At 35.3% G+C, this 23,073-nt stretch carries 26 protein-coding genes, 3 pseudogenes and 1 other annotated feature; of the genes and pseudogenes, 18 read left to right on the top strand and 11 right to left on the bottom strand.

Annotated elements, in window-relative coordinates; translation table 11 throughout:
* The first annotated feature begins 78 nt into the window (after positions 1 to 78).
* The 5 genes from ACIQ7L_RS08295 to ACIQ7L_RS08275 all read left to right on the top strand — a co-directional run bounded on the left by ACIQ7L_RS08295 (position 79) and on the right by ACIQ7L_RS08275 (position 3,622).
* Positions 79 to 306: a YrhC family protein gene (locus tag ACIQ7L_RS08295; protein ID WP_400568099.1), complete on the top strand. Its 228-nt coding sequence runs from the start codon at positions 79 to 81 to the stop codon at positions 304 to 306.
* Between the two features lie 167 nt (positions 307 to 473).
* The gene (locus ACIQ7L_RS08290; protein ID WP_400568098.1) at positions 474 to 1,421 is read left to right on the top strand and encodes a helical backbone metal receptor; all 948 of its coding nucleotides are present in this window, start codon (positions 474 to 476) and stop codon (positions 1,419 to 1,421) included.
* Between the two features lie 5 nt (positions 1,422 to 1,426).
* On the top strand, positions 1,427 to 2,455 hold the full coding sequence (locus ACIQ7L_RS08285) for a FecCD family ABC transporter permease (protein ID WP_400568188.1): 1,029 nt from the start codon (positions 1,427 to 1,429) through the stop codon (positions 2,453 to 2,455).
* Positions 2,442 to 3,260, top strand: coding sequence for an ABC transporter ATP-binding protein (locus ACIQ7L_RS08280; protein WP_400568096.1), 819 nt, complete (start codon positions 2,442 to 2,444; stop codon positions 3,258 to 3,260). The genes ACIQ7L_RS08285 and ACIQ7L_RS08280 overlap by 14 nt, the downstream gene beginning before the upstream one ends.
* Positions 3,227 to 3,622 (top strand): ankyrin repeat domain-containing protein, encoded by a 396-nt coding sequence (locus ACIQ7L_RS08275; RefSeq protein WP_400568095.1) that lies wholly within the window; start codon positions 3,227 to 3,229, stop codon positions 3,620 to 3,622. Before ACIQ7L_RS08280 ends, ACIQ7L_RS08275 begins: the two co-directional genes overlap by 34 nt.
* A 553-nt stretch (positions 3,623 to 4,175) precedes the next feature.
* Here ACIQ7L_RS08275 and ACIQ7L_RS08270 read toward each other — a convergent pair.
* Positions 4,176 to 4,931 (bottom strand): HAD family hydrolase, encoded by a 756-nt coding sequence (locus ACIQ7L_RS08270; RefSeq protein ID WP_400568093.1) that lies wholly within the window; start codon positions 4,929 to 4,931, stop codon positions 4,176 to 4,178.
* On the opposite strand from ACIQ7L_RS08270, the gene ACIQ7L_RS08265 reads away from it, so the two are divergent.
* Entirely contained in the window at positions 4,917 to 6,008 is a 1,092-nt protein-coding gene (locus tag ACIQ7L_RS08265) for a LacI family DNA-binding transcriptional regulator (protein WP_400568092.1), read from the top strand. The genes ACIQ7L_RS08270 and ACIQ7L_RS08265 overlap by 15 nt on opposite strands.
* A 4-nt stretch (positions 6,009 to 6,012) precedes the next feature.
* Positions 6,013 to 6,519 carry a GNAT family N-acetyltransferase gene (locus ACIQ7L_RS08260; protein ID WP_400568090.1) on the top strand — a complete coding sequence of 169 codons (507 nt, stop codon included), beginning with the start codon at positions 6,013 to 6,015 and terminating at the stop codon, positions 6,517 to 6,519.
* 11 nt (positions 6,520 to 6,530) lie between these two features.
* Here the strand turns inward: ACIQ7L_RS08260 and ACIQ7L_RS08255 are convergent, their stop codons facing one another.
* Positions 6,531 to 7,298 carry a CPBP family intramembrane glutamic endopeptidase gene (locus ACIQ7L_RS08255; RefSeq protein WP_400568088.1) on the bottom strand — a complete coding sequence of 256 codons (768 nt, stop codon included), beginning with the start codon at positions 7,296 to 7,298 and terminating at the stop codon, positions 6,531 to 6,533.
* Between the two features lie 72 nt (positions 7,299 to 7,370).
* Between ACIQ7L_RS08255 and ACIQ7L_RS08250 the strand changes: the two genes are divergently transcribed.
* The gene (locus tag ACIQ7L_RS08250) at positions 7,371 to 7,829 is read left to right on the top strand and encodes a GNAT family N-acetyltransferase (RefSeq protein WP_400568086.1); all 459 of its coding nucleotides are present in this window, start codon (positions 7,371 to 7,373) and stop codon (positions 7,827 to 7,829) included.
* Positions 7,830 to 7,925: 96 nt separating this feature from the next.
* Positions 7,926 to 8,303: a MaoC family dehydratase gene (locus ACIQ7L_RS08245; protein ID WP_400568084.1), complete on the top strand. Its 378-nt coding sequence runs from the start codon at positions 7,926 to 7,928 to the stop codon at positions 8,301 to 8,303.
* Positions 8,304 to 8,362: 59 nt separating this feature from the next.
* On the opposite strand, the gene ACIQ7L_RS08240 is transcribed toward ACIQ7L_RS08245, so the two are convergent.
* The gene (locus tag ACIQ7L_RS08240) at positions 8,363 to 8,908 is read right to left on the bottom strand and encodes a helix-turn-helix domain-containing protein (RefSeq protein WP_400568082.1); all 546 of its coding nucleotides are present in this window, start codon (positions 8,906 to 8,908) and stop codon (positions 8,363 to 8,365) included.
* A gap of 156 nt (positions 8,909 to 9,064) precedes the next feature.
* Here ACIQ7L_RS08240 and ACIQ7L_RS08235 point away from each other — a divergent pair, with 156 nt between their 5' ends.
* Together ACIQ7L_RS08235 and ACIQ7L_RS08230 are read left to right on the top strand one after the other, a co-directional pair.
* Positions 9,065 to 9,469 (top strand): DoxX family protein, encoded by a 405-nt coding sequence (locus tag ACIQ7L_RS08235; RefSeq protein WP_400568080.1) that lies wholly within the window; start codon positions 9,065 to 9,067, stop codon positions 9,467 to 9,469.
* A gap of 22 nt (positions 9,470 to 9,491) precedes the next feature.
* On the top strand, positions 9,492 to 10,349 hold the full coding sequence (locus ACIQ7L_RS08230) for a VOC family protein (RefSeq protein WP_400568079.1): 858 nt from the start codon (positions 9,492 to 9,494) through the stop codon (positions 10,347 to 10,349).
* A 16-nt stretch (positions 10,350 to 10,365) separates the two neighbouring features.
* On the opposite strand, the gene ACIQ7L_RS08225 is transcribed toward ACIQ7L_RS08230, so the two are convergent.
* Both ACIQ7L_RS08225 and ACIQ7L_RS08220 read right to left on the bottom strand, forming a co-directional pair.
* Positions 10,366 to 10,680: a 4a-hydroxytetrahydrobiopterin dehydratase gene (locus ACIQ7L_RS08225; protein ID WP_400568077.1), complete on the bottom strand. Its 315-nt coding sequence runs from the start codon at positions 10,678 to 10,680 to the stop codon at positions 10,366 to 10,368.
* Positions 10,658 to 12,415 (bottom strand): aromatic amino acid hydroxylase, encoded by a 1,758-nt coding sequence (locus ACIQ7L_RS08220; protein ID WP_400568075.1) that lies wholly within the window; start codon positions 12,413 to 12,415, stop codon positions 10,658 to 10,660. Before ACIQ7L_RS08220 ends, ACIQ7L_RS08225 begins: the two co-directional genes overlap by 23 nt.
* Before the next feature lie 161 nt (positions 12,416 to 12,576).
* Positions 12,577 to 12,804, bottom strand: a binding site (T-box leader).
* A 96-nt stretch (positions 12,805 to 12,900) separates the two neighbouring features.
* Between ACIQ7L_RS08220 and ACIQ7L_RS08215 the strand changes: the two are divergent.
* Positions 12,901 to 13,104, top strand: a pseudogene (locus ACIQ7L_RS08215) (translocation protein TolB); the annotation flags it as partial.
* 125 nt (positions 13,105 to 13,229) lie between these two features.
* On the opposite strand, the gene ACIQ7L_RS08210 reads toward ACIQ7L_RS08215, so the two are convergent.
* Both ACIQ7L_RS08210 and ACIQ7L_RS08205 read right to left on the bottom strand, forming a co-directional pair.
* Positions 13,230 to 13,352 (bottom strand): DUF4023 domain-containing protein, encoded by a 123-nt coding sequence (locus ACIQ7L_RS08210; RefSeq protein ID WP_097896987.1) that lies wholly within the window; start codon positions 13,350 to 13,352, stop codon positions 13,230 to 13,232.
* 202 nt (positions 13,353 to 13,554) lie between these two features.
* Positions 13,555 to 13,893, bottom strand: a complete 339-nt coding sequence (locus ACIQ7L_RS08205; RefSeq protein WP_400568073.1) for a phosphoglycerate mutase — start codon at positions 13,891 to 13,893, stop codon at positions 13,555 to 13,557.
* Positions 13,894 to 14,021: 128 nt separating this feature from the next.
* Between ACIQ7L_RS08205 and ACIQ7L_RS08200 the strand changes: the two are divergent.
* Together ACIQ7L_RS08200 and ACIQ7L_RS08195 are read left to right on the top strand one after the other, a co-directional pair.
* Positions 14,022 to 14,228, top strand: a pseudogene (locus ACIQ7L_RS08200) (histidine phosphatase family protein); the annotation flags it as partial.
* A gap of 1 nt (position 14,229) precedes the next feature.
* Positions 14,230 to 14,403 (top strand): annotated as a pseudogene (locus tag ACIQ7L_RS08195) (DoxX family protein); the annotation flags it as partial.
* A gap of 41 nt (positions 14,404 to 14,444) precedes the next feature.
* Here the strand turns inward: ACIQ7L_RS08195 and ACIQ7L_RS08190 are convergent.
* Complete coding sequence (locus ACIQ7L_RS08190) at positions 14,445 to 15,311, bottom strand: alpha/beta fold hydrolase (protein ID WP_400568186.1); 867 nt, start codon at positions 15,309 to 15,311, stop codon at positions 14,445 to 14,447.
* 36 nt (positions 15,312 to 15,347) lie between these two features.
* Positions 15,348 to 16,187, bottom strand: a complete 840-nt coding sequence (locus tag ACIQ7L_RS08185; protein WP_400568071.1) for a GNAT family N-acetyltransferase — start codon at positions 16,185 to 16,187, stop codon at positions 15,348 to 15,350.
* Between the two features lie 389 nt (positions 16,188 to 16,576).
* On the opposite strand from ACIQ7L_RS08185, the gene ACIQ7L_RS08180 reads away from it, so the two are divergent.
* Positions 16,577 to 17,962 carry an alkaline phosphatase gene (locus tag ACIQ7L_RS08180; RefSeq protein WP_400568070.1) on the top strand — a complete coding sequence of 462 codons (1,386 nt, stop codon included), beginning with the start codon at positions 16,577 to 16,579 and terminating at the stop codon, positions 17,960 to 17,962.
* Positions 17,963 to 18,020: 58 nt separating this feature from the next.
* A complete protein-coding gene (locus tag ACIQ7L_RS08175) occupies positions 18,021 to 18,500 on the top strand; it encodes a Cif family virulence factor (RefSeq protein WP_400568068.1) in 480 nt (159 codons plus the stop codon).
* Between the two features lie 180 nt (positions 18,501 to 18,680).
* On the opposite strand, the gene ACIQ7L_RS08170 is transcribed toward ACIQ7L_RS08175, so the two are convergent.
* Together ACIQ7L_RS08170 and ACIQ7L_RS08165 are read right to left on the bottom strand one after the other, a co-directional pair.
* On the bottom strand, positions 18,681 to 19,685 hold the full coding sequence (locus ACIQ7L_RS08170; RefSeq protein WP_400568066.1) for a saccharopine dehydrogenase family protein: 1,005 nt from the start codon (positions 19,683 to 19,685) through the stop codon (positions 18,681 to 18,683).
* 347 nt (positions 19,686 to 20,032) lie between these two features.
* Positions 20,033 to 20,683 carry a GTP pyrophosphokinase gene (locus ACIQ7L_RS08165; protein WP_400568064.1) on the bottom strand — a complete coding sequence of 217 codons (651 nt, stop codon included), beginning with the start codon at positions 20,681 to 20,683 and terminating at the stop codon, positions 20,033 to 20,035.
* A gap of 550 nt (positions 20,684 to 21,233) precedes the next feature.
* Between ACIQ7L_RS08165 and rpmG the strand changes: the two genes are divergently transcribed.
* Both rpmG and ACIQ7L_RS08155 read left to right on the top strand, forming a co-directional pair.
* The gene (rpmG, locus tag ACIQ7L_RS08160) at positions 21,234 to 21,383 is read left to right on the top strand and encodes a 50S ribosomal protein L33 (RefSeq protein ID WP_001265619.1); all 150 of its coding nucleotides are present in this window, start codon (positions 21,234 to 21,236) and stop codon (positions 21,381 to 21,383) included.
* A 93-nt stretch (positions 21,384 to 21,476) separates the two neighbouring features.
* On the top strand, positions 21,477 to 22,970 hold the full coding sequence (locus ACIQ7L_RS08155; RefSeq protein ID WP_400568061.1) for a YcdB/YcdC domain-containing protein: 1,494 nt from the start codon (positions 21,477 to 21,479) through the stop codon (positions 22,968 to 22,970).
* The last annotated feature ends 103 nt before the right edge of the window (positions 22,971 to 23,073 follow it).

Genomic DNA, 23,073 nt, shown 5'->3' with positions numbered 1-23,073 from the left:
TTTTCCCTTACTGGTTGTATTTACTTGCCTCTGAAACTATTAGAATATGATACAGTGAGAAAGAGGAGTGGTAGATGTATGAAAGAATTACAACAGAAAATAGCAGATTATATTCGCTTCGGTCAAGTTCTTCTTGCAGTAGGAACATTTTTAATGATAGGTTTATTGCTTCCTAATGAGGGAAGAGAAACGATGCAATTCTTGGCGATGATGGGTGTCATTGTTTTGTTTTTAGGTATATCATTTTTCTTTTTCAAACGTGCTAAAGAGTTGCGAAATCGGTTAGAGGAGAGCGAATATGAATAAGATTGATAGATGAAACGCTACAAAAAGAGTGAAACTTTTTGTAGCGTTTTTTTCGTATAAGTAAAATTTTGTAGGAAATGTATACGCTTTATATTGACAATGATAATCGTTATCGATTAAAGTGGAGTAGAAGTTAATGATTATCATTATCAATTAGAGGTGAAGAAATGAAAAAATATATACCGCTGTTTACAGTGATTTGTTCTATTTTCTTCTTACTGATTGGTTGCAGCGCAAAGGACAACGAAAAAGCGTCCGCAACAAAAACAGACAAGGAAAAACAGCAAATCGAGATTACAGACTTCTCGGATAGAAAGATAACATTTGATAAGGCGCCAAAAAGTTTTGCTACGCTGAGTGTCGGTGATATGGATATTATTCATGAATTAGGTGGCAAGGTCATTGGGCGTCCTGATACAAAATTAACACTTTCTGAAGACTTAAAGAAAGCGCAAGTGATTGGGAATGCACATCAACCAAACTTTGAACAGATTGCTAGTTTAAAGCCAGATCTTCTTGTAGCAAATAATGGGTTCCAAAAAAATATCCCAACAGTTGAGGGACAAGGAACAAAAGTAATGATTTCCTCAGCAAATTCTGTAAAAGATATTGAGAAAAGTATTGAAATATACGGAACATTAATGCAGAAGGAAGAGAAAGCAAAAGAATTAAATCAAAAAATAAATGATCAAATGAAGAAATATGAGAAAAAGAGTGATGTAAAATCATTGCTAGTTTACGGAGCACCAGGTACATATTTAGCAGCATTACCAAATTCTTTATCAGGTGATATTTTAGAAAAAACAGGTGGTAAAAATATTGCCGCGGACTTTCCAAAAATGAAAGAATATCCGCAATACGCACAGCTAAGTGTAGAACGTATTATTGAAGCAAATCCAGATGTTATTTTCTTAATTACACACGGCGATCCTGTTGGAGTGAAAAAAGCATTTGAAGGTGAAATGATGAAAAACGAGGCGTGGAGAAACTTAGAGGCGGTGAAACAAAACCGCGTTGTTATTTTACCGCCAGATTTATTCGGCTCAAACCCTGGAACGAAGGTAACTGAGGCAATGGACTTTATGTATAAAAGTATACAAGATGTAAGGAAATGATGGACATGCAGCGTGGTGTAGTAGTGAAAGAAAAGGCACATCCTTTTGCAAAGAAAAGATGGATATTAATGGTTAGTTTAGTTTTATTAACCGCCCTTGCCCTTTTTTATGGAATTATCGCAGGGAGTTTATCCTTTTCATTACAAGACATTGTAACAGGTATACAAGATGAGAGCTCAACGGTACACCGAATTGTGTGGGATCTTCGAATACCGCGTGTACTCGTTGGATTTATTGTAGGGACATGCTTAGCGGCATCGGGATCTTTACTGCAAGGGGTTATGCGAAATCCCCTTGCTGATCCTGGAATCATTGGCGTTTCATCAGGAGCTGGACTCGTTGCGATCATTATTATGATTTTATTTCCACAGCATATGGCATTTCTTCCGCTTGGAGCGTTTTTAGGAGCTTTTATTACAGCGATGGTGATTTATGCTTTATCATGGCAAAAAGGAGCGCCGCCTTCGCGCATTGTATTAGTGGGTGTTTCGATAAATGCCTTAATAGGTGCTGCAACTTCAGCGTTAATGTTACTTCATAGCGATAAAGTGCAATCTGTATTACCATGGCTCGCAGGTGGAATTGGTGGTGTAAGCTGGGCACATTTTAACATGATTATTTATTATGCAATCTTCGCCATTATTTTAGCATTCTTTGGCATTAAGCATATTCGTGTGCTTATGCTTGGAGATGAAATGGCAAAGTTACTTGGGCACAATGTAGAACGTAGTCGTTTTTTCTTAATCGTAGTAAGTACACTATTAGCTGGAATTGCGGTAAGTGTTTCTGGACTTATTGGATTTGTTGGGCTAGTTGTGCCTCACATGTTACGTCTGTTAGTCGGAAATGATTATCGGTATTTATTACCGTTGTCTTGCTTAGGTGGTGGGGTATTACTTGTTTTTGCAGATGCAATTGCAAGGAGTTGGTTTGACCCGATTGAATTACCTGTTGGAATTTTACTATCATTCCTAGGTGGACCATTCTTCTTATATTTAATTCAGAGAGGAGGAAAACAAAGTGCTTTCCGTTAAAACGGTGTTTTATGAGCATTCAGAACGATTTCAAATTCAAAATATGAATGTACATATTAAAGCTGGTGAAATTGTGAGTTTAATTGGTCCAAATGGTTCAGGTAAGTCTACACTGTTACGTTTAATAGCAAGATTGCTTAATCCTGGCACGGGTGAAATTATTTTGGATAGAAAAAACATTCATACAATGAAAAGTGCAGATGTTGCGAGAAAGTTAGCAATGCTGCCGCAAATGCAGGATTATCAGCCAGATTTAACAGTTAAGGAATTAGTGGAGTTCGGAAGACAACCTCACAAATCATGGAACAGTCGTTTAAATAAAGAAGATGAAGACATTGTGAATTGGGCATTGGCTGTTACAAAGTTAGAAGGATATGAATATCGGCTCCTGCAATCTTTATCAGGCGGGGAAAGACAACGTGCTTGGATTGCAATGACACTAGCGCAGCGTACAAATGTATTATTGCTAGATGAGCCGACAACCTTTTTAGATATTGTCCATCAGTTAGAAGTAATGGAGCTTGTTAAACGATTAAATGAAGAGTTTGGGATGACGATTGTAATGGTTCTTCATGATATTAATCAAGCGGCTCAGTATAGCGATCGTTTACTCGTTTTAAAGCAAGGAGAAATCCAATATGATGGAGTACCAGAATGCGTGTTATGTCATCAAATGTTTCAGCATATCTTTGGCATTGAGGCCGATATTTTTCAAGGAAGTGAAAAAATATTTTTTACTCCAAAACGAATTTGTGAAAAAGGAGAAGAACTATGCAAACAGAGAAAAGTATTAACACTGAATTAGTAAGAGAATTTGTTATGGCGGCTCATGGAGACTTTGAAAAAGTACAAGATCTTTTAGAGGAACATCCAAGTTTGCTTCATGCTTCTTATAATTGGGGCGGCGCTGATTGGGAAAGTGCTTTAGGAGCAGCTGCGCATGTAGGCCGCAGAGATATTGCCCTGTATTTATTAGAAAAAGGAGCAAGAATGGATATTTTTGCTGCAGCGATGCTTGGAGAACTGGAAATTATTCAAGCAATTTTAGTGGCGCAACCAGAGGCAGTGCGTACATCGGGTCCGCATGGTATTCCACTTCTTCAGCACGCAAGGATGGGCGGAGAAGAAGCCCATCGTGTTTTCGAATATTTAACAGCTCTTACTTAAATTACTACAAATGCTTCTTATGTGCGGTAAACCTTCCACTTAACAGATTAGAAGGTTTACCGTCCGTTAGAACAGAATACTCTATATATCCATTTTGATTTTCCAACATATAAGTCACGGCTATGAAGAACAAAAGGTGATCTACACTCGTTTTCTCTCTTTGTTTTCACCTGGCATGGGGCAGGAAAAGGATCTGACCGCTTCTATGCATGGCTGGATTCTCTCTCCCACCTAAAAAGAAAGGTTTTATGTCGATTTTTCAATTTGTACTTATATAGTATATAATCGAAAATCTACCCCGCCCTCAGAGTTGTAGTTTTCTTGATACTAGTTATGATATATATAAATCCATTTTCATTTTTCGACATCTAAATCCCTGTGATGCAGAATAAAAAGTAATCTCCACTTGTTTGCTCTTTCTGTTTTTACTTCGCATGTGGCAGAAAAAGGCCCTGACCGCTTCTATGCATGGCCAGATGCTCTCTCCCACCTAAAAAGAGGGGGTTTATGTCGTTTTTTTAATGGATATAGATGCAGTAGACAAATTTTTTGTCTACTGCTTTTTTTTCGTTAAAACTTGTATATCACTATAGTCTGTAATGATAAAATCCGCATAAGGCATTAATTCTTCTATAGCATGCTTATGATTAGCGATACCTACAGCAATACTTCCAGCCTCTTTGGCCATTTTGACATCTACAACAGTATCGCCAACCATCACTAGCTCACTTGGGCGAATATCAAGTTGCTTACATGCTTTTATAATCATTTCTGGATGCGGCTTTCCGTTATCTACATCTTCTGGAGTAAAGAGAAAATGTAGAGGCGGTATGTTAAGTAAATCAATACATTTTTTTGTTCTCAATTTATTATCTGAGGTAAGAATACCTGTATATATTTCTTCTTCTTGTAAGGAATATATACAGTCGGCCGCCCCATGTATAGGATGAAAAGCTTCTGTAACACATAACTGTTCATTGCTATCCTTAAAAATAGTAGTGGCAAGTTCTTTACAACGGTGCCATGGATATTTTGTAATTTGATATAAGAGGCTTGCAACAACAATCATTTCCTCTTCCTCAGATGCGACTGCTAATAGACCTTTGAAATCAACTTGGTTAGGGGGAGTAAATCCAACCGCTTTTTCCCAAAGTAGTTGGTATTCTTCGCCAACAATTTGTGAAAATTTCTGTTTTCGCAGTCTATCAATTTCTTGCCAAAACGGAATAGCTTGAAACAATGTACCATCTTTATCAAAGGCAATCGCTTTTGTTTCAATAACCTCTCCTGAAATTTGAATTTTTCCCATATTTTATGTCACCTCGTTTATAATAGATGTAAAGCTTACCATAAACTGTACACTCTGAAATCCATTACAGGTCAAGGGGGGATTAAGATTTCTACCATTGAAGATATCGCTAAATTAGCTGGAGTGTCTAAAGCAACTGTTTCCCGTGTAATCAATCATCATCCATATGTGCGTCCGGAATTAAGGGCAAGAGTGCAAGCGATTATTGATGAAAAGAATTATGTACCGGTAGCGACAGCGAAAGATTTACGACGTCTGCAAACAAACTTAATCGGTGTAGTTGTACCAAATTTACATCACCCTTTTTTTAGTCAATTAATTCAAGAGTTAAGTGATATTCTAAAAATAGATTGCTATGATATTGTAATCTTACAATCAAATTATGAAATAGAGAGAGAAAGAGAATTTTTACAATATATTAGGACGAAGAAGTTAGATGGACTGATCTTTACTACACTCTCTTTACCAATGAAGGAAATAGAACATGCAATAACTTCAGGAGCAATTGTTATTTGTAATGAACATGTTGAAACAGAAATGGTATCTACGGTTCAATTCGATGAAGAATTAGCGGGATATATAGGAACGAAGCACCTTTTGGAAAAAGGGTATACACGTATAGGATTTTGTTACGATACATTAAAAAGTAAAGCGCAGAGACAAAGATATCAAGGATATAAAAAGGCTTTAAAGGAGTATGGTCTACAGCTACAGCAAGAATGGATATTTCCAAATTGTTTTGGATTGAAGGACGGAAAAAAGGTGATACATAGCATCCATTCCATGCAAAACACGCCAGATGCAATCTTTACAGGCAGTGATGAAATAGCTGCTGGCATGATTATGACAGCACAAAGATTGAACATTTGTATTCCGCAAGATTTTGGTGTTATAGGATTTGATAATCAAGAACTTTCGATGATGATGAATCCTAATATAACGACAATACAAACTTCTATTAAAAGCATGGCCAAAACTTCCATTGCTTTATTGCATAAACAATTACAAGGAGAACCTGTACAACAGATTCGATTGCCTATTTCAGTTATAGTAAGAGAATCTACGAGAAAGGAGTAAGGGAATGTTTCATACAGACCGTTTACAATTTCGTAAGTATACGATGGATGACTTAGAGTTTTACGCTTCCTTATGGCAAAATGAGAAAGTGATGCGCTATATTGGGAGTGGGACTCCCAAAACATATATGCAGTGTAAAAAAAGCCTCGAAAGCTGGGTTCTTCCAGGTTATAAAAATGGTCTAGGATTATTTTTGATGATCGAAAAGGATACGGGGACACCAATTGGGCATGCAGGGCTTGTAAGGCAGCAAGTAGAAGGGAAAGAAGAAATTGAAATTGGCTATTGGTTACTTCCAGAATATTGGGGGAAAGGATATGCAAAAGAAGCAGCGACAGCATTTCGGGATTACGGCTTCCAAGCATTAAGACTAAATAAGCTCATCTCTCTTATTAATCCGGATCATCCGGCTTCTATCTTTGTTGCCCGAAAAACAGGAATGAGTTATGAGAAGACAGCATCATTTCATGGAATAGATGTTCTTGTATATGCAATTAAAAGAACAGGATAAATCCTGCTCTTTTAAAGAATGAGACCACTAAATACCATTAATATATTTAAAACTACATGCCATATAATAGCTGGTATTATACTCTTTGACTTCACAACAATTCCTCCATAAAATACACCAGCTAAAATGAATGCAGTGCAAATACTCCAAGGAAAACCTAAAGAGTAATGTTGTAAACCAAAACCGATGCTTGTAAGTACGACAGCACATTTTTCACCAAGCTGATTTGAAAAATGACGCAGTAAGATTCCTCGCCAAATACATTCTTCTAGTACACCATTGATAATCGAAAACAATAAAGAAAATAACAAAATATGTTGTATGTAAGACCATTCTTTTTGCAGTAGAAAAGGTGTAAAGGTGATGATGTTAATAGAAATTGCGATGATAAGAAACATATAAATTTTCGCTTGATGAGGTCCACTCCAAATAAAAGGCATACGTAAAGTATTATTCCACTGTGGTGGATGCCAATTTAGAGATATCCGCTGTTTGCGTGCAAGAGCATTTAAGAGAAATGGCACAAAAACAAGAAGTAGGCAAAGACGTTTTACAATAATCGTTAGTTCTCTTGAAGAAAATGAAATTTGATTCATAGCAGATAAATAAAGGGAAAATCCAATCCCAAATAAAAGAGCAGTCCATACAAAATGATGATAATGTTGCTTTTTAAGTAAAGGAAGTAATATAAGAAGCCATAGACTAAAAAATACTATATTAGTAGTTTGCACGGTAATCATAAGAAGTGTAAAAGAAAATAAACATAATAATTTCCCCATCTTTTTCTCCTTTTAAAAAGGTAATATTTAACTCTTAAAGAATAGTATATAACAATAAAAGGGGGAATGGGATTGTATATTTATCATAATGGGCTCATTATTCGAGAAGGAACGACAGGTGTACCAGCTTATGCAATTAAAAGTTTATTCGAAGATGCAGGCTGGAGTAACAATAGCATTCCATCTTGGCAAATTGAAAAATTTACGATAGCATTTGAAAATTCCACGTGGGTTTTTACGATTTGGGACGATGAAGAAATGATTGCGATGGTTCGTGTCATTTCTGACCAGATAATGGCTGCCAATATTATGGATTTAGTTGTGAAGTGTGAATATAGAGGAAAAGGATTAGGAAAGAAGCTCGTTTCCCTTTGTATGCAGAAACTACCCCATGGAGATTGGTTCGCCCATACATCTGCTAATAATTTTGATTTTTATCGTAGTTGCGGATTTGAAGTGCGAGATTTATCACAGAATGGGACATGTGCTTATTACGGTTATCATGAAGCGAAAAAGCAGGGACATCGATAGAAAGATTAAAAACTATAAAATGAACAATCATTCATTTTATAGTTTTTTTATGTTAATATTATAAAGAAAATTCAGAAATTTAAAAGGGGGATAAAAATGAATATAAAAGTCGGGGATACATTTCAGTATGAAAGAACATTTACAGAAGAAGAAGTTCTTGAATTTGCTCATCTTACAGGTGATAAAGGAAGACACCATATGGAACATGATGAGCAAGGGCGTTTAATGGTGCATGGTTTATTAACTGCAAGTATAGGAACAAAAATTGGTGGGGACGTACATTACATAGCAAGGGAATTGGTAAGTGAATTCATCAGGCCTGTTTTTGCAGGAGATACAATTACTTGTGATGTAACTCTTACAAGTATCGAACAAATGGAGGGGTATAAAAAGGTATCTATAGAGTCGATGTATCGTAATCAAAAAGGGAAAGAAGTATTAGTAGGATCAAGCCATGGAATTATAAGAGAATAATACAAAAAGCCTGTTTTTCATTTTTGAAAACAGGCTTTTTGTATTGTTTGCATTGCTGTTTAATATACACGCTTTCGATTTTCAGCATGGCTGGAGATAAGTAATAATGCAGATTCTTCGCCAATATTGCGCACAATATGCGGTACACATGCACTCCAGGAAAAAGAATCACCTTCTTCTACAATTGCAATATCTTCTCCGTGCTGCACTTCTAACTTTCCACGTAACACAAGATGACATTCTTCACCTTCATGAGCATTTGGTATGTTTTCTTTTGGGAATCCAACTGGAATTTCTACTAAAGATAAACGAAGACCACCTTGTTCAGCAACATGCTCAATTCTCTGCTCATCTTTTCCGTATACACTGTATTTTCGCTCTTCTTTTTTTACAATTTTCATGCGATCTTTTTGTTCAAGTAACAAATAAGGGAGAGGAACGTTTAAAAAATTAGAAATGGTTTCTAAAGTTGAAATGGATGGCGAGGTTTTATTATTTTCAACCTGACTCATAAAACCTTTAGAAAGTCCTGTTCCTTCACAAATTTGGGCGATTGTGATGCCTCTGCGTTGACGAATTTCACGTATTGCAGAACCAATGTTCATAAAATCAATCTCCTTTTTGTAAACAACTATTTGTATCATAGCAAAAAAATTATATTTTTTCTCAAGAAAAATGAATTGACGAATAAAAAAAATTATTGTATGTTTTGTAATGAGAATAAAAGTTTTGTATTACAAAACAATAAAGGAGAGAAAGAAATGAATCAACAAATTGGTAATTTAATTATTCGTATCGTGTTAGGGATAACATTCTTCATGCACGGTTTAACAAAATTCCAATCAGGAATTGACAATATTGCAGGATGGTTTACAAGTATTGGTTTACCAGGTGGCCTTGCGTATGGCGTAGCAACAGCAGAATTAGTCGGTGGTCTATTATTAATTGTCGGTTTAGGTGTAAGATATATCGGGTTATTATTTGCATTAGTTATGGTTGGAGCGATTATAAAAGTAAAATGGTCAGCTGGTTTACTAGGAGATGGAAAGAATCCTGGATTTGAATTAGAACTTGCATTATTAGCAATGGGTCTTTACTTATTTGTTGCGAAAGCTGATGGTTTTGTAGATAATTTCTTAAAAGCCACTGTATTAAAAAAAGACTAATTGAACCTGGGGGTATAACAATATGAGCTTTCAACTTCATCCAAATACAACACTCGGCGTTGTTCATCTACACGTATCGAATACACAAAAGTCAATTGCATTTTATACAGATGTATTACGAATGAAAGTGATCAAAGAAGAGGAAACGATCGTTACGTTTGGTAATGAAGATAATGAACCCCTTCTTATAATAGAAGAGAAAGAGAATGCTCTTCCAAAGCAAAGAGGCCGCACTGGTTTATACCATTATGCAATCTTATTGCCAAGCAGAAAGGATTTAGCAAACATCCTTCTTCATCTTGTACAAAAGGTATATCCGTTACAAGGCGGAGCAGATCATTACTTTAGCGAAGCTATTTATTTGTCTGACCCGGATGGAAATGGAATTGAAATTTATCATGATCGTCAAAGAGAAGTGTGGCGTGATGAAGAGGGAGAGCTTCCATTTGTTAGTAACCCATTAGATGGTGAAGGATTATTACAACAAGGAAGTGCATGGAATGGGTTTCCAGGTGGTACGGTAATGGGACATGTTCACTTCCATGTAGCTGATTTAGAAGAAGCAAGACGTTTTTATGTGGATGGACTTGGATTTGAAGTAACAATCCCAGCTCGTAATGGTGCATTGTTTGTTTCAGCCGGTGGATATCATCACCATATTGGTTTTAATACATGGCAAGGTGAAGGGATACCACAGCAAATGCCAAATTCTGTTGGCTTGAAATATTTCACAATTGTACTAGCTGATGAGAAAGAAAAAGAGCAAGTATGTGAAAGCTTAAAATATATTGGCGCTATTGCGACGTACAAAGATGGAATACTACAAGTAGAGGATCCATTTGGTCACTGTATTCATTTCATTATAAAAGGAGAAGCCTAAATAAGGCTTCTCCTGTTTATTTTCTTATAATTGCTTTTTCATTTTGTAAAAAGAGTTCATCAAATTGTTTTGCTAGCTCAAAATCAAGTTTTGTTAAGCCTTTTGCATTCCATGATGACAAAGTGATAATGACTGCTTTATACTGGATAAGGATAAATGGATGGTGATTATGTTCTTCTGATAGTTTGGCGGCTTCAGAAACAAATTCGACACCTTTTAAGTAGTCGGAAAACATATATTTTCTTTCAATCCATTTTTCATCTTTCACTGTCCATTTATCTAACTTCATCAATTCCTCTTGTACTTCTTCATCTGTTAGGCGTTGCATCATTTTTCACATCCTTTATTGGAAGTAGGGTAAGTCCATTATGAATTAAACGTTGTACAGATTCGTTTTCTGTAAAAGCAGAGAGCTGCTCTTGTAATGCAGCAGATGTTTCGTGTCCTTTGTTATGTTCTAAAAGCAATTCTAAAATTTCAAGGCGAAGCAACCATTCTTTTGCGTAGAACTTATTTAATACTTCTTGAATGGCTACTAACTGTTCTACATGTGAATCTTGTAATGCTCCTTCGTTTCGAATATCACGAACCGTTTGATACATGCGATCAAGTTCCGTTAATGCAAGTGGCGTGGGTTCTTCTTCTTTTTCTTTATCCATCTGGAAGAATGCGGCTGTATCTGCTGCGCCCGGGAATACAGAAGTAATTTTTGAACCAACTGCCATATCAAATGCTCCCCATGAAGCAGCGAATAATAGACGATCTTTGTAGACAACTGTGCAATCTATAAATGAGATAAGAGCAATCTTCTCATCGTTTTTCACAATGTCTGTTACGGTTCCTTTTACATGAACACCGCTTGTAAAGGAAAGTTCGGCATGATTACCGATAAGAATGCCTAATGATTGTAATGTTTCTGCTGTACAGTCCTCTAATGCGATATTACCTTCTAACAAACCAACCGGTGTGCCAAATCCATCTTGGTGTACAGCTATAGAATGATTCGCTAGTTGTTGATTGTTTAGCGCTAATGCGGTTGGTGTACTTGTTTTCATGTAAATCACTTCACCAGCATCATTTTGAATTGTTTCTGTAAATGTGCCTGTAATTTGTAACCCGCTACTTAGTTCAGCTGTTGCTGTATTTTCAGAGCGGATTGCTTTTTCTAAGCCCTCTGTGTCTCCTGTCTTGAAAGCCATTGTTTCAGAGAACTTTTCAAGCGCTTCTGTTAATTCTTCAAATGACTCACAAACAAATAGTTGAGGCTGCATTTTCGTCACATCATATGTCGTTTTTGTGCAATCCTCAATTGAGAATGGAACCTTTTTTACAGCGTCTGTTAAACAATATTTGCTCTCACCGACGGAGGAAAGAAGGCCAGCACCGTAAATTTTAGGATTATTTATATCTCCAATTAATCCATACTCGACCGTCCACCAGAATAGACGAGAAATTTGTTCTGCCTCTGATAATCCAGAAACAAGTTTTTGTTTTTCGATTACCTTTCTTTCGGCAGCTTCAACTTCTTCAGGTGTAGAAGTTGGACTTTCTTTCACGATTGTTAGCGTACGCACTGCTTCAAAAGCGTCATGTTCTTCCTTTGTTGAGAAAGCTTTTGCTCCAATTTGTCCAAATCGTTTTACATACTTTGCATATGTAGGATCAAGTAAGATTGGTGCATGACCAGCCGCCTCATGAACAATATCAGGAGCTGGTGTATATTCGATATTCTCTACTTTACGAATATCTGTTGCGATCGGTAATAAACCATGACCTTGGAAATCAAAGAATGCTACGCCAGGGATAAGTCCATCAATTGTTACTGCGCCCCAGCCGCTTGGTGCTAAGCATTCATTCATTTCTTCAACCTTTGGAATTGCATCTATATTAATACCAGATGATTGTAGTCCGTTGACATAGGCTGGATGGGCAACATCTTTGAGGAAACTATGATTTTGTCTCATAATGTAACGCCACACAGCGTGGTTAACTGGTGTGTACTGATCATAATGTTGCTTAGATACAAATGGTTTTAAATGTGATGGAATTTCTATTTTCTTTGTCATTGATACATCCTCCTTTTTTATCTGTAAACATTGCTACGGTTTCTTTTGCATATATCACCACCTTTCAATCATTGTAAGCGCTTATAAAATTTTATCATAAGATTCGGAATTATTTAACATTTCTTTTGTGAGAAACAGAAAAAGCCCCTATCGGAAACTCCGATAGGGGCGAAAAAATCGCGGTACCACCCTATTTGTAAGCAAGAATGTGCTTACTTCTCAGTTATTGATAACGGAAAAATCCGTCTCTTCCTTCATGCATAAATAGCACTATGAAAAAGAAGCTCCAGAATTGTAATTCGCACTTGTATATGTACTGATTCACACCAATTATCAGCTCTCTGAGACAGGGATATAAGTTACTACTGCGATTCTTTCAACGCGTAATATATGAATTTGTTTAAAAAATTGTCAACAATAATTTTATTCAAATAAAAAATGCAGGGAATGATAAGGTGGATGAGCGATAGGAGGATCGAAGAAAAATGTGGAAGCACCTTATTGTTTCTATTACCTGCATTTACTGTTTATGTGAAGCTGTGCCTACTGTTCAAGCTGAGGCAAACGAGATAAAAGTAGCATTTATTCGTGGTCATAATCTGTGGTTGAAAATAGATGGAAAAGAAAAACAAATAACAAAAGGAGAGTACATAACAAAGCCAAAATGGTCACATGATGGGAAATGGATTGAAAATATAGATGTACTGGGGAGTTATTATGAGATGTGGAATTGGGATGATGTTGTTTCTATAAAAGAGAACTAAAAAATGGATTCACCTAAAATTATTTTAGGTAAATCCATTTTTGCTGATGATTATTTGTGTGTTTTATTTGGTTTCTTTTTTCCAGGATTCCCTTTACCTTGATGTTTTCTGTTTTGTTCGTCTTTTGCTTGTTTCTCTTGTATTGTGTCTAAAAAGTCGTTTGAGTTACTCATTGATATATCCTCCTCAGAGTTTCGTTTTATCCCGCTATTTGCGGGCAGTAAGACCCCCACCTCAAAATTCAGCAAAAGCAAAGAAGTTAGGTGGGGGATGAAGAAAACCCCCACTGATTAAAGTTTCACTTTATCTCTGTTACTATAACCATTTGGGAGGAAAATCATGAGTTTGAAATGATGGATTAATGGAAGAACAGGCTTAAGCGCTCAATTTTTTTCGATAATACAAATAAAAAACTCCATACATGATGAAAAGTATAATTAAAACTTGTAACTCGACATTTTCTTTTAAAATTGTTGCCAAAGGATCTGGTAAGTAAGGTGATTTTTCTCCTCCACTTAAACCTAATAATTTATTAAAAAGGCTAATTATACAAAACATAAAAATTCCTGACCAACTCGCTATAATTGCTTTATGCTTAATTTTTTGTTCTCGCTCATCATCTTTAATCCAAGGATTAGCAGTTTTATCACTACTAAAAACTCCATTTATGTATCCCCATATCATCATACCGATAAAATAAATAAGCCATTTCATCTTTGTGAACCCTCCTAAAAAAATAAATGATGTAAAAAAGGTTTTACATCATTTATCATAATAATTTCCAAAATGTGTGTCAAATGTTTTTTACATTTGTGTTTACCATTGTACTAAAAAATATTGTGGAAGGAATTCAGAGGATGATAGAGAAGAAAGAATTTAGGAATATTGCAGATCAATTCATCAATTGGTGCTGTACATTAAAGGCAAAAAGAATCTATGTTGTTTCACATGATGGAACAATCACGGCATATAGGCAGTACTTACAAAAGCAAGCGCTAACCAGAGAAGACTTTTTAGAAGAAACGGGTATATATGAAATGAACTTATGAAATGAACTTTTCCTATATGTTTAGTGGGTCTCTAGGTGTAAATCCACAAATGGTTATTTTATCTATGTTCGTTCTTGTCTCTGGTATGAATGCTGGAAAACTTGGAATCGATGGCTGGATTGTACCCAAATTACTAGGTTCAAAAACGCACAGACGACAAAAACCAGCTGCTTAATATATAAAACGGGTATCTCGAAGATGTGATACCCGTTTTTGTTACTTCGTTGTTTGGACTGGATTCTTTTCGAAAAATTCTTTTACATATCCCATAAATTCCTCTGGTTCTTGGCGAAATGGTGCATGATAACCGTTTTCTATAACGTGGAAAGTACTGTTTTTTAAGAACTGATGATAGGATTCGCCTTCTGTAACAGGGACACTATCGTCATGTCTTCCCCAAATAATTAAAGTCGGAGCTTGAATTTCATTAGCATTAATACGAAGACGGTTGGCCCATAGCGTGTTTTTCATTTTTGTATAGTGTTCTGTGTCATCCCGCTTAAATTTTACTTTGCTTTCATCATAATTTGTAATAGAAGAAACTGTATGTAAATCGCTCGATAGCTGAGGCTTTGGTGAGCCTTTTTTATTCGTTAACGATCTAATCCCTGTGGCGTCCGTTAAAATAAGATGGGTCACTGCATCGGGATATAAGTATGTTAAATTTAGAGAAATTTCTCCTCCCATGGAGTGACCAAGGACTGAAAATGTATCGTAGCCTAGTTTTTTCATTAACTTATAATATAAGTTTGCTTGATTTGGGAAAGTATATTGAAAATCCATTGGTTTAGACGAACGCCCAAATCCTAAAATATCAACAGCAATAATGGTATGATCTTTTGCTAATTCGGAATAAATATCACGAAAGCCGTTAGATGATCCGTCGAATCCATGAAGCATAAGCAATGGTGGTTTCTTTTTTCCAATTTGTTTGAAATAAATAGTTTGTCCATCTATTTCGACCATTTTTTCATCGGTAGTTAATTTGGTTGCAATTGTATCTTTTACTTGTTTTGCTTGTTCTACTGGCTTTTCTGCTATACTGCATCCCGCTAATAGGATAAGAGCGAGGCAACTCACCATATAAGATTTCATTCGATTCAAATAGGCGTCCCCTTTCTAACATAACGCTGCATCTATCATAGCAAATAGCATATCGCGATTTCCAGAGAGGTGTCTTCCATTTTTTATCATAAGAGGTGAAAGTAGTGTTTCTTGGAAATTTTCTGCTTGAAGGTATTTACGAAATGTAAATTGTGAATGTGGAACATCAATGCGGATTGCTCCATTCCAAGCGTTACAAAGCATTTGTAATAACCGTATAGCATCTTCCTCCTGTTTGGCAATCATGGGGGTAATGCATAATACATCCCCTTTTTGTGTACATAATGCAAAGGCTTCTATTTTATGGTTTTTTTCTAATTTAAGAGAGAAATTAGCCCTAGATAGTAATAATGAATAGAGATGTGATCGATGAGCGGCTGTTGCCATTTGATCCAGTTCAATGAGAGAGTCAAGATCATGTTGCTCAATTTGCTTTAAGTGAGAGAGATTCGTAGTTGAGTTCGTAACAAGTTTTTCGAATCGATGAATTTTTGTTATTGTCTTAAAACCATATGATTCGTATAAAGGTATACCAGCTTCTGTTGCAATAAGGATAGTAGGAAGAGCAGCCTCGGCTAGCTGCAGACAATGATCTAGCAATACGCGGCCAATTCCTTGTCTCTGAAAGTCAGGGTAAACGATTAACATACCAATGGAAGAAAAGCCGGGTTCAAAAGGAAATACTCCTCCAGTAGCAATTAGTTTGTTGCGGTGGAGACACCCGAATAATGTTCCGACTGAAAGGTACATTTCAAATTGTTTCTTCATAAACGATTCATGCTGTAACCATCCAACAGCCTCACAAAGCGAAAGAAGATCTGGAATACTAGATTCATTTAGTTTTTGTATTTGCATAGAGAATCACCACATTTCTAATTATATATACATCAATTAAAAAAACGACATAAACCCTTCTTTTTAGGTGGGAGAGAGCATCTGGCCATGCATAGAAGCGGTCAGGGCCTTTTTCTGCCACATGCGAAGTAAAAACAGAACGAGCAAACGATAGTAAGAATATTTTATCATAGGAAATGTAAAGATTTTGCTGTGAATTTGCAGAAAATCCAATCCACTCACATGTACTTTGTAAAATCTATGTTTCATAGTAAAAGACAAAGAAATACAAATTATACCTATAATTTACATAACTTAACAAAATATTTACATAGGCCTAACTGTTCCTTAATAGTTTTCCATTAGATTGAGTAGTGGGAACTTAATAACCTATTAGGGGGACAAAAAAAGTGAAAAAGTTTGTAAAGAAAGCATGGCCGTTTGCTGCTGTTGCATCTTTAGCAATTGCTTCAGTAGCAACTTGGAACTTTACGCGTTCGGATGTAGCCAAGGCAGACGGAAAAGAAAATGATACAAAAATTAAGAACGTCATCGTATTAATTGGGGATGGTATGGGACCTTCTTATATGACAGCTCATCGTTATATGAAAGATAATCCGAAAACATTTGAAATGGAGCCGCTAGAATTTGATAAATATCTTGTAGGAACGCAAAAGACATATCCAGAAGATGAACATGAAAATATTACGGACTCGGCATCGGCAGCAACTGCGATGTCAGCGGGAGTGAAAACATATAATGCAGCAATTGCAGTTGATAATGATAAAACAGAAGTAAAAACGGTGCTTGAGCAGGCGAAAGAACAAGGGAAATCAACAGGACTAGTTGCAACTTCTGAAATTACACATGCAACGCCAGCTGCTTTTGGTGCACATGATATTAGTCGTAAAAATATGGATGCAATTGCGAATGATTACTTTGATGAAAAAATTAAAGGTAAGCATAAAATAGATGTTATGCTTGGCGGCGGTGTGAATAACTTCGTAAGAAAGGATCGCAATCTTACAGAAGAATTTAAGAAAGCTGGTTATAGCTATGTAACGGATCGTCAGCAATTATTAAACGATAAAAATGATCAAATTCTTGGTTTATTTGCACCAGGTGGTTTAGATAAAATGATTGATCGTAATGATCAAACACCTTCATTAGAAGAAATGACAAATGCAGCCATTAATCGCTTGAATAAAAATAATAAGGGATTCTTCTTAATGGTCGAAGGTAGCCAAATTGACTGGGCTGGTCATGATAATGATGTAGTGGCAGCGATGAGTGAGATGGAAGACTTTGAAAGAGCGTTTAAAGCAGCAATCGAATTTGCGAAAAAGGATAAGCATACATTAGTCGTTGCAACTGCTGACCATTCTACAGGTGGTTTCTCTCTAGGTGCGAACGGTGAATATAACTTTAAAGTAGATGCAATTAAAGCTGCAAAACGTACACCAGACTTTATGGCAAATGAAATCGTAAAAGGTGCAAATGTAGAAGAAACATTGAAAAAATATATTGATTTAGAATTAACGCCAGAAGAAATTAAAGCTGTTAATGATATTGCTCCATCAAAAGATGTAACGAAAATTGATAATGCAATTGAAGATATCTTTAATAAGCGATCAGTTACAGGTTGGACAACAGGTGGACATACTGGTGAAGATGTAAACGTATATGCATTTGGACCAGGTAAATACTTATTCTCTGGTGTTCAAGAAAATACAAATATAGCAAAACGTGTTTTCGATATTGTTGGCGGTGGTGACCCGAATAAAGGTAGACGCTAATTGCGAAATAAAAAGCGTGGCAGTTTGCCTCGCTTTTTATTTTTTGGGAGGAAATAGGATGCAAAGATTCATTAAGAAATTAGGGGTTGTTATTACAGCTGGATTATTGTTAATGGGATGTCAATCTCAGCAGGAAACACAGAAAAAAGAAGTAGAGAAGAAAGACATCACAGTGAAAAAAGAAGTGAAACTACATATAACACCAGAAGATGAAAAAGAAGCTCGAAATGTAATTGAGGCATTTGTTCAAACAACGAATGACAAAAACCTCGATCAACATATGGCGTTGTTTTCAACCAAAATTGTTGGCGCTGAAGATTTACGGACACAAAAAGAAGCAGCATTTCAAAGAGGAAATAAAAAAATTGAGTTAGAGCATGTTCAGATTAAAGATACGAAAGGTAATTTTGTTATTGCGGAAACAGAAGAAAAAGAAATAGATAGTGGAAAATCTCTTCAGAAAAAGGTGCAGTATGCACTTGGAAAAGAAGAGGAACATTGGAAAATTGAAGAGGTTCGTACAATAGAAAAGAAATAAAAAAGGTTTTGTATTAGGATAAGTAGTTCCGATAACGTGGAGAAAATTTAAATTCACAGTAAAATTTTCGTACCAAAAAACGATACAATTAGTCATAAATTTAGTACATAAAAACGCTTAGATATATCTCCAAGCGTTTTTCAGCGTGTTTATTTTTTGTTCGTAAGCTAATGCCATAATTTATTTTTGAAAAAACTCTTTAAAAGTTACACTTTTACAATTCATTTCAGAAAGTATTTCATCTACACTCGTTAATTCAAACGGAAAAACTATACCTTTTATCTTTTTATTAACTGCTATCTTGGCTAAGGCGGCTGTAACCATAGCCGTTAAATGATAATCGGAAAAGGTAGATAAGGATAAAGTCTTTTTACACTTTGTATCATCAATAATTCCTGTTACTTCCACTGTAAGAAACGCATCTTCATTTTTATTGGGGTTATGTTTAACAATTTTTGAAAGAAACTTGTTATTATTAAGCGTAAGGATAACATCAATTAATCCGAATTTTTTAAGGAAAGAGATTTGTTTGTTAAAGAAAACACTATTCCAAGAAGTCCAATAGTTTATATTTTTAATATGTAGTGCTTTTTGTAGGAATTGTTTTTCAGCATGGTCAATTAGTCTTACTTCTCGATTATTATTTGGTTCAAAGAAATACATTTTTCTTTTTTTTGAAAATCCTGATATTCCAGCTTGTGCATTAGTATTTTGTAGTAGCCCTACATTCACCTCTGTTATTTCATGAAAATTTGAGACTGCTTTTTTAACCATCAATCCAGATAATCCTGGAAAGAATCCAGACATTACGATTGACCCTACTTCATTTTTTTCAGTGTCTTGATGCAATATTTCTATTTTTTCTACAAAGTCAGTAAAGGGTGTAACATCGATACATAGAATATCGTTATTTACACAAGCTTTTTGAATATATGGGTTTTGTTGTTTTAAAACAACTATTACAATGTCAATATTTTTAAGTACTTTCTTTGTATTTTCTTCATTAGTTACATCTAAATATTGAAACATCACTTCCTGATCAAATGACTTTGCTAATTTCATTCCTCTATCAGCTTTATAGTCAGTCACTGTTAATTTAACTTGATTGTTAAATATACGAAGTAGTTCTGTACAAACTAATTTACCAAGAACTCCCGAAGCACCGACAACCATTATTTTTTTCATTGTATCCCCTTCCTCTAAGGATTTATTTTTTTATTCAGTCTGATTCAAGTATTTTGCTCATTCGTTTACATACAACTTCTTGGAATCTATATATCCGTTTATTTTAACATGAAATTTCCATTTACCTTCCAAAAAAAGTTTGCCAATATTAATTAAATCGAATACCTTATCGGTTATACGTAATCATTGAGTGTTATTTCATGTCTTTTTTTGTTTATACATCAAATCATTAAAAACGTTGAAATAACAGCAAAAATAAAAGACCAAATCAATATGTGATTTGGTCTAATAATTTGTAGGCTATTTCTATTGTTTCTCCACAAAAGCTGAATTACTTAGTATTATTTTTAAAATGGTAATAAAATTTGATTTGAACATGCTTCAATTTCATCGATATCCTGGCGGATTGTTGCCATTTTATTATCAAGTTCTTCAGCTTTCATGGCAGCATCGTGAAGTTCATCTTTCAAATAATCGGGAATATTCCCTTCATATTTATAATAGAGCTTGTGCTCTAAACTTGCCCAAAAGTCCATTGCTAGTGTACGTAACTGAATTTCTGCAAAGACATCTTTTGTACCAGAATTCAATGATAATGGATATTTAATAATCATATGCAAACTTTTATAGCCATTTTGCTTTGGATTGGCTATGTAGTCTTTTACTTCTACAATTTGCATGTCTTCACGATTTTCAATAACTTCCTTTAAATGGTAGATATCTTCTACAAAGCAGCATGTAATCCGTATGCCGATAATATCCTGTAAATGTGTTTGGGCATTCTCAATTGTTGGAGCTAAACTTTTACGCTCCAGTTTTTTTATGATGCTTGCAGGTTGTTTTAATCTTGTTTTTATATGTTCAAACGGGTTATAGTCTTCTAAAAATTGAGCTTCCCGGTTCATAATTTCGAATTTTGTTTTTAACTCTTCTAAAGCGAATGTATATGGTAATACAAATGCTTTCCAATAGTTAACAGTTGATTGATTATAGTCCATTTATATACACACCTTTTCATATTTACAAGTCAGGTTGCTTATTATACTAAATACCAAATCATATAAGCACATGCTGCAAATGATGAAATCATAAAACGATATTTAGCTTTCATGTTTTTAACTCCTTTCTAATGAGGTTTCATATATTCATAAATGAGATTTTTAGTAAATTCATTATGTACAAATTTAATAGTAATCGATTGATGTGAATTTCGTATGAACTAATTGTTGCAGTTTTTTGTCTTTTCTGTAATAAATGCTAAAATCATCTTAAAATCAAGATAGTTTAGTCGCTTTTTTTCTATTTATCCCGCTATTTGCGGGTAGTAAGACTCCCGTCTCAAAATTCGGCGAGAGCAAAAAAGTTAGGTAGGAGATAGAACGCCCGTAAAAGTCCGATTGGTGGGGGCTAAATCAGTCGGGGGATGAAGAAAATCCCACTGATTAAAGTTTCACTTCATTATGTAATTGACAAATGAAATTTTAATGTATAATATATAAATCGTAATCATTACGTTTTATTTGCAATCTTTGAAAAGGAGGGCTACATATGCGCGTAAATATAACATTAGCTTGTACAGAATGCGGTGATCGTAATTATATTACAAAGAAGAATAAGCGAAATAACCCAGAACGTATCGAACTAAAAAAATATTGTCCACGATTAAAGCGGGTAACATTGCATCGTGAAACGAAGTAAAACAGCTAGAGAAGTCTAGCTGTTTTTTCCATGGATTGAGGGCCTTTTTCTAGAAAATGATATAATTACCATATCTAGAGATAGGGAGAGGATATGATGAATCAAAAAGATGAAGAAAGAAAAAAGCAAGTAGCACATATTATTGAAATTCCAGCTGAATATCATCTTGTTGTAGATGATCAAACAGTGAATGAACCGTTTCATGTATTATTTTGGGAACATCAAGATAATAACGAGAAGAACATACGAATTTCTTTAAATAGATATACAGGTAAATTAATCGAATTGGATATAGATGATGAAGCATTTTTCCCAAGTAATAATGAAGAGATGAGAGAGGAAACAGCGAAGGAAATTGCTCATTCATTTGTAAAGAAATACGTACCAGCAGAATATGAAGAATACACATATGTGGATGTAAAAGAATGGTGTGGAATGCAAGAAGTTCACTATTCCCAAGAGGTAAATGGATACCCTTTGCCGCATACGGGATGTATTGTGCGAATTCATCCGTCAGGAAATGTTATTGCATTTCGTAATCATAATGGCAAAAAAGAAAAGCCAGTATGGCCCGAAGTGATTGTCGAAAAGGAACAAGTTTTACAGCAGCTGAAAGAGAGACAAGAGATGAAACTTGTGTTTGCACAATTATTTCCTGAATTAGATGAGTATGAGGGTGGAAAAGAGGTAAACGGATATCGACTTGTTTATGAGCCAGAGCCAAGTTCTGCACTGGTTGATGCATGCACAGGGGAAAATTTATTTGAACCAGAACATTATAAGTTACCGTCCACTGTGGCGATAAGCATGCTCCAAAATAATAAGGAACAAGAAAAAGATATTTTCCGTTTACTTGCTTTAGAAGAGAAAGGGTTCATGAAAGTATCTGAAGATGACTGTGGAAATGAAATAAGAATGAGATTTGTTCCAAAGGAAGAATTGCAAAATAAGCAGGGAGCAAAACATACATATTTAATGGATGACTTTTATAAAAAGCACTTACCTATGTTGCGATATAAAAATCATGTGATGGTTGGAATTGATAAAGCAACAAATACATTGCTTCATTATTTCTGCTCACCCTCTGAAAGAGAGGGGAAAGTAATATTATCACGAGAAGAGTGTTTAGAAAAGGCACTGCAGTTTTTAGAACATGTCATTCCGAATGCGGTTGAGTATCTCCGTCTTTGGGATAATCATGATGAAGAGGATAGTCCGGGTAGACTTTGTTTTTCTGTGTATATAAATGGGATTCCAGTTGAGTGTTTATTGGTTATGATTAACATAGATACAGAAACGGGAGACGTTACAATGTATAGTGGTATATCTCAAAGTATAATAGAAGAGTTACTTACTTATGAAACTAGCGCAAAGGTACGAAAAGAGCAGGCGTTAGAAACATATAGAAGTGCTCTTCGTGTTGAATTACAGTGGCATGAAAATCATGATACAGATACACCGAAGTATGAACTCATATATAAACAAATGGCAACTGAGGATAGTGAGGAAGATCAGAAGGATGATGGTGTGTGCCGTAAAATTCGCTATATAGATGCACATACTGGAGAGATAATCTGGAGTAAGTAGGCTTTAAATATTCTACTTGGAAAGTTATGAAGTTTCATATTTAAGCTGTACAGACACAAACAATCATCTGCCCACATACATATAGTAAAGACCACTATTTTGG

This window comes from Bacillus sp. NPDC094106, assembly GCF_044764345.1.
Lineage (GTDB): Bacteria > Bacillota > Bacilli > Bacillales > Bacillaceae_G > Bacillus_A.
The sequence above is the reverse complement of the archived record's forward strand: the minus strand, read 5'-3'. Positions and strand labels throughout refer to the sequence as shown.